5 protein-coding genes and 1 riboswitch are annotated in these 5,825 nt (G+C 73.4%); of the genes, 4 read left to right on the forward strand and 1 reads right to left on the reverse strand.

What is annotated here, in order from left to right; translation table 11 throughout:
- Window positions 1-45: 45 nt before the first annotated feature.
- Entirely contained in the window at window positions 46-1,230 is a 1,185-nt protein-coding gene (locus AB0J68_RS25245) for a glycosyltransferase (protein WP_363940654.1), read from the reverse strand.
- A 247-nt stretch (window positions 1,231-1,477) separates the two neighbouring features.
- Here AB0J68_RS25245 and AB0J68_RS25250 point away from each other — a divergent pair, with 247 nt between their 5' ends.
- From AB0J68_RS25250 to AB0J68_RS25265, 4 genes are all read left to right on the forward strand, one after another.
- Complete coding sequence (locus AB0J68_RS25250; protein ID WP_363940655.1) at window positions 1,478-2,671, forward strand: acyltransferase; 1,194 nt, start codon at window positions 1,478-1,480, stop codon at window positions 2,669-2,671.
- Between the two features lie 92 nt (window positions 2,672-2,763).
- Window positions 2,764-3,261 (forward strand): hypothetical protein, encoded by a 498-nt coding sequence (locus AB0J68_RS25255; protein WP_363940656.1) that lies wholly within the window; start codon window positions 2,764-2,766, stop codon window positions 3,259-3,261.
- A 219-nt stretch (window positions 3,262-3,480) separates the two neighbouring features.
- Window positions 3,481-4,251, forward strand: coding sequence for a hypothetical protein (locus tag AB0J68_RS25260; protein WP_363940657.1), 771 nt, complete (start codon window positions 3,481-3,483; stop codon window positions 4,249-4,251).
- A gap of 285 nt (window positions 4,252-4,536) precedes the next feature.
- A riboswitch (cyclic di-AMP (ydaO/yuaA leader) is annotated at window positions 4,537-4,677 on the forward strand.
- A gap of 232 nt (window positions 4,678-4,909) precedes the next feature.
- Window positions 4,910-5,752: a C39 family peptidase gene (locus AB0J68_RS25265; RefSeq protein ID WP_354855116.1), complete on the forward strand. Its 843-nt coding sequence runs from the start codon at window positions 4,910-4,912 to the stop codon at window positions 5,750-5,752.
- Window positions 5,753-5,825 lie beyond the last annotated feature (73 nt).

A 5,825-nucleotide genomic window follows, 5' to 3' on the forward strand; every position in this document is an offset into this window, starting at 1 on the left:
GCCGGGAGCCGACGTGGCTCCCGGCGTGCGGTGCGGTGCGACGGGTCACGACAGGCGGCCGCCGGCCAGCGCGTCCGACCGGTCCGGGGTGACCTCGGCGGCCGTGTGCCCGGCGTCCGACGTGCTCGCGGGCACCGCCGGTCGGGAAGGGTCGTCGTCGGCCGGCGGCGACCCGGTGCTCGCGTCGGCACCACCGGCCGGGCCGGGCCGGCGCAACCGACCCGCGACCCGGTGCGCCTGCCGCAGCGCCGAGTACGCCAGCCAGTCACCGCGCCCCACCAGGCGGTGCTTGAGCCCGGTCACGCCCGAGGGCATCGGGTAGCCGCCGGTGGGCAGGTAGCGGCGGTAGTGCTCGGCGACCCGGTGGAAGAAGGCCCGCCGCAGGTGCGGGTGCAGCCGGTCGTCGTTGCCGACCACCACCAGGTAGTGGTTGATCATCAGCTGGAACAGCTCGGCCTGCAGGCCCTCGTCCGGGTACCGGCGGTTGACCCAGTCCATCAGCCGCTCGTACTGGCTGAACGCGTCGAAGTGCCGGCCGCTGCGGGTGGAGGTGATCGCGCCCTGGCGGCCCTGCCGGTACAGGTAGCAGACCCGGTCCAGCACGGAGATCTTCTCCGCGCCGATCAGCAGGGGGTGGCTGAACGGGATGTCCTCGTACCAGCCGGGGAAGAAGCGCAGCTCCAGCTCGTCGAGGAAGGCTCGGCGTACCACCTTGTTCCACGCGGTGTGCTGCACCCGCAGCAGCTGCGGCTGGTCGGCCAGGCGGGCCACGCCCGGTACCCCGCGCAGCAGATGGCTGCTCGCGTCGACCTCCCGCCGGCCGTCCTCGTGCACCCGGAGGTGGTCCAGCATCAGCACGTCGGGCTGGTGCTCGCGCAGCCGGTCCAGCACCGCGCCGATCGTGCCCGGCGGCAGCCAGTCGTCGCTGTCGACGAACCAGACGTACCGGCCGGTGGCCACGTCGAGGCCCGCGTTGCGGGCCAGGCCCAGACCCACGTTCTTGCTCAGGTGTACGACGCGCACGCCGTCGCGGCCGGCGACGTAGGACCGCAGCATCGCACCGCAGCCGTCCGGGGAGGCGTCGTCGACGGCGATCAGCTCGACCGCGTCCGACTCACCCGCTGGGATGTCCGCCCGGATCGACTCGAGGCACTGGTACAGGTACGCCTCGACGCCGTAGACGGGCACGACGATGCTCAGCAGCGGCGCGTGCGTCGGCTCATTGACCACGTCGCCACCTTTGACGACGCGGGTGGCCAGCCCCGGAACCGCACGTGGCGAAGGACTGTGGAATCCCTGAACACCCGCGAAGCGGAAGGTTAACAACGGCCGCCCGGTTCACCCGGGAGTGACCCGGTAGGGTGCCTCGGTGCGGTCCTGTCGGGCCGTCGCGGGCGTCGCCGTCGCGCCGTCCGACGCCGCGCGCCGAGGAGGAGACGTACGTGCTGGTGACCCTGCGGAGCGTCGGGACCCCGGCATGACGAGCACCACCGACGCGCCGGCCGCGCCGCCCGCGCCCGCTGTGGCCCGGCTGCCCTCACTGACCGGGTTGCGGTGGATCGCCGCGTTGCTCGTCTTCGGCTTTCACGCCGGGACGATGCGGATCATCGCCGAGCCGGACTACAAGGCGGTGGTCGACGGGCTGTTCACCCTCGGCCTGTCCGGGGTGCAGTTCTTCTTCATCCTCAGCGGCTTCGTGCTGGTCTGGTCGGCCCGCCCGGGCGACTCCCGGGCAGCCTTCTGGCGGCGGCGGGTCGCGAAGATCTATCCGAACCACCTGGTGCTGTGGGCGGCCGCGCTCCTGGTCGCCTGGTGGTTCGCCGACCCCGTCCTGCCGGCGGCCGCCCTGGAGAACGTGCTGCTGTTGCAGGCGTGGGACCCCCGGCCGGGCTGGTTCTACAGCATCAACACGGTGAGCTGGTCGCTGTCCTGCGAGTTCTTCTTCTACCTGTGCCTGCCGCTGGCGCTGCCCCTGCTGCGCCGCGCCCGGCCGTCGGTGCTCTGGACGCTGATCATCGCGCTGCCGCTGCTGATCCTCGCGCTCTGGCCGGCGCAGCACCTGGTGCCCGAGGTCAGCCGCTGGTGGTTCACCCAGGTCTTCCCGCCGGTGCGGTCGCTGGAGTTCTGGCTGGGCGCGGTGGCGGCGGAACTGATGCTGCGCGGCCTCTGGCGCGGGCCGCGGCTGACGGCGGCCACCGCGATCTTCGTGGTCACCTGGGTGACCGCCGCGCAGTGGATCCCCGCCCAGTGGTGGACCACGCTTCTCGCCATCGCGTACCTGCTGGTGATCACCGCTGCCGCCGACGCGGACGTGCGGGGCCGGCGCTCGCCGTGGCGCTCCCGCCCGCTGATCTGGCTCGGCGAGGTCTCCTTCGCCTTCTACCTGGTGCACGTGCTGGTCATGACGAGCGTGCTGCGGCTCAGCGGCGACTGGGGGACCGGCTTCCGGGGCTGGCGCGGCCCTGCGGTGGTGCTCGGGTTCCTGCTGGTGAATCTGGTGCTCGCCGGGCTGCTGCACCGCTACGTCGAGACCCCGATGATGCGCCGGCTCGCGCCGCGCCGCCCGAAGCGGCCGTCGGCCGTCCCTCCACAGCGCACCGGCGACACCGACGACCGGGCCCCCGGCGCAGGCCGGACCGACGAACGATCGACGTACGCCGACTCGCGCTGACCCATCCGCCCAGGCCGGACGCGGTCGGCGCGGCGTGAGCCGACACGCCCGGCGTCGATGCGCACGGCCGCCGTCGGCGGTAGCGTGGGGACGTGCTTCCGGTCGCGCTCACCTGTCCCCTGTGGTGGGTGGCGCGCTGGGCGACACGGGTGCTGACCAGCCTCGCCGTCATCGCCGCCCTCGCGCTCGGCGCGACCACGGCCCTTCCGGGGTCGCCAACGCCAGCCGCCGCGGCGACGTCCGCAGTCGAGCCGCCCGCGTCGCCCGACCGACCCGCCGCCGTGACCAGCACCGGGCCCGCGACGTCCATCGTCGACGACGACCAGACCGCCGCCCGCGACAGCGCCGCCCAGGAGCGGGCAGCCCGCGACAGCGCCGCCGTTGACGAGTCCGCCGCCGTTGACGAGTCCGCCGCGGCGTGGTCCGCCGACCCGCAGCCCGCGCTGCACGACACTTCGCGCACCCTGGTCGCCACGTCGACCGGTGTGACGCCGGGGCGGGCGGTCTCCGAGCGGTCACCCCGCGCCGACAACCCGGCCGCCCGCGCTCCCCGGGCCCCACCGGAGCACCCAATCACTGCGGGTCGCTGACCGCGCACCGGCTCCTGACCCGCACCGGGCCACTGACCTCCGCGCCGGCCACTGACCACCGCACCGGCTGCTGAGCCGCCTCGCCGCAGCGCCGAGGCCCCGAGCCGAGCGTCCCGCCAAAGCACCTGTCGACACACCAGTCCGTACCGGCCGACCCGCGGGTCACCGACCCTCGTGCGGCTTCCCCGTCGCAACGCGCATTCTCCCGAGGTGCCGCCCATGGAGACCGTCGTCTTCTACCAGTTCCTGACCGAGGTGCCCCAGGCCGCCGCCATCTGGTCGGCCCTGTTCCTGCTGGCGCTGACCGTTCTCGCCGTGCTGGTCGCTCGTCCCGAGCCGGACTCGGCCGCCTCCGAGCCGATGCCGCCGCCGCCCACCGCCCAGGAGGTGGCCGCCGCCGAACTCGCCGACCTGCGCCGCTACGCCGAAGAGGTGGCCGTGGCCGCGGCCCGCGCGGCGCAGACCGCCCGGCGACGACGCGCTGACTGGCTGATCACTCAGGAAGAGGCGCAGGCCGCCTGGTCCCGGTACGACGAGGCGGACACCGCAGCCCGTCGGTTCGCCACCGCCGGGGCGCTGCCGACCCCGCGTACCCCGCACACCCCGGCCGAGTACGCGGCCCGGGAGCGCTACCTGCACCGTGCCGCGATGGCGGCGCACTGGCGCGGCGAGTTGACCATGACTCAGCTCGGTGACGTGTTCGGGCACCGGCGCGGCTGGGATCCCCGCCGGCACCCGGTCGAGCAGGAGGTGCTGCTCACCCGGGCGATCCGTGACGCGAGGCTGGCCGACCACCGGGCCGCCGCCGAGCGGGAGCGGTCGGCCTGGCGGGACGCGGAGCTGGCCGCCGAGTCGGCACGCACGCTCGCCGAGGAGGCGTACGCGGCGGCGGTCCGGTTGTGGCCGAACCCGCTGCCGTCGCGCCGTACGACGACCCGGGCGTCGCGTTCGGCGGTCGTGACACGCTGGCGTCCGGCCCGGGTCGGTTGAGCCCGATCTGTTATGTGAGGCCCGTCACGGACGATGGAAATCGGGCGACCGGCACCATCGGCGGCCAATGTTCGCGCGATTGCGGCGGCGTTGCCGGCAGCCTGTCCGGTTGTCGCCCGTCGGCGCCTCCGGAACCGGTTGTCCCATCGAGTCACGTCAGCGGCAATACGCGCAGAAATTGGTGCGCCAAACGATGTTTACGCAGGTGGGCGTGGCTTGGCAGGGTCCGCACTGGCCAGTACTGTCGTGCTGTCCGGTGCGGTAACCGATCGCAGGAGGCGACGCCGTGCCGACCCGCTCAATCGTGATCTACGAACCGGGGACCCACAGTAAGTCCGGGGTGAATCCGCGAGCCACGGCCCGCGGTAGGGCGATCTTCCCGCCCGAATCCGTCAGCTAACCCGGTAGGCGGTGACGGAAGGAGTTCCATCCTCGTGCAGCACCTTTCCACCCCTCGGTTGTTCCCCCGCCTCCACGGCGTCGCGGCGCCCCCGCTCATCCGCCTTGTGACGGTGAGCTGACCCCCCGGGTCGCCGCCTTTCCCGCCCGGCCGCGCCGGGCGTTCCCCTGAGCGGTTCACCATCCGCGGACCACGGTTCGCGCGCTGGCGCCTGCCCGGATACCGGCCGAGCCCGGTGTGCCGCTCGCCCCCCGAACCGTGGAGGACCCCGTGAAGCACACCCTGCAGCGTCAGCTCCGTCGCCTCGCGACCGAGCGCCCGTACCAGATCGTCGCCGCCTCCGCCGCGGCCCTCGCGATCGCCACCACGACCGGCGCCCTGCTCGCCGGCGCCGACGGCGCCCCGGCCAGCGAGCACACCGCGACCACAGTCGCCGAGATGCGCAGCGACACCATCGCGTCCCGCGACCAGGCGCGCGTCGCGTCCCCCTCGGCCGCGCCGAGCACTGCCGCCCCGGCCACCAGCGCCGCGTCGCCCGCCGCGAAGGCCACGAGCAACCCGGACCTCACCCGTAAGCCGACGCCGCCGAAGCCGCCCGCGACCAAGGTGCTCGACTACGACTACGAGGCGCAGAACACGTACTACAACTGCGGCCCGGCGGCCACCCGCAACGCCCTCAGCGCCACCGGCATCGACCGTACGCAGGAGGAGCTCGGCGCCGAGCTGGGCACCACCGAGATGGGCACCAACTCGGCCGAGGACACCACCCGGGTGCTCAACGCCGAGGTGAAGGGTTCCCCGTACCAGACCCGGATGTTCGCGGGCACGCCCAGCCCGGCGCAGATGGACCGCCTCCAGGCCGACGTCGTCAAGGCCATCACCGACGGCCGGGGCGTGGTGGCCAACGTCGTCGGCGACGCCACCGACACCAATGGCGGCTGGCACTCCTACGGCGGTGGGCACTACATCGCCGTCGTGGGCTACAAGGACAACGGCCGGACCGTGCGGATCGCCGACTCGGCGAACGCGGCCGACCCGGCGTACTGGATCACCACGATCGACCTGGCCAACTGGATCGCCACCCGGGGCTACTCCGCCTGACCCAGGCGCTGACGCCCACGACGGCGATGTAGTGCCCACCGCCGTAGGAGTGCCAGCCGCCATTGGTGTCGGT

Origin of the sequence: Micromonospora sp. NPDC049580 (assembly GCF_040675595.1) — a bacterium.
GTDB lineage: Bacteria > Actinomycetota > Actinomycetes > Mycobacteriales > Micromonosporaceae > Micromonospora.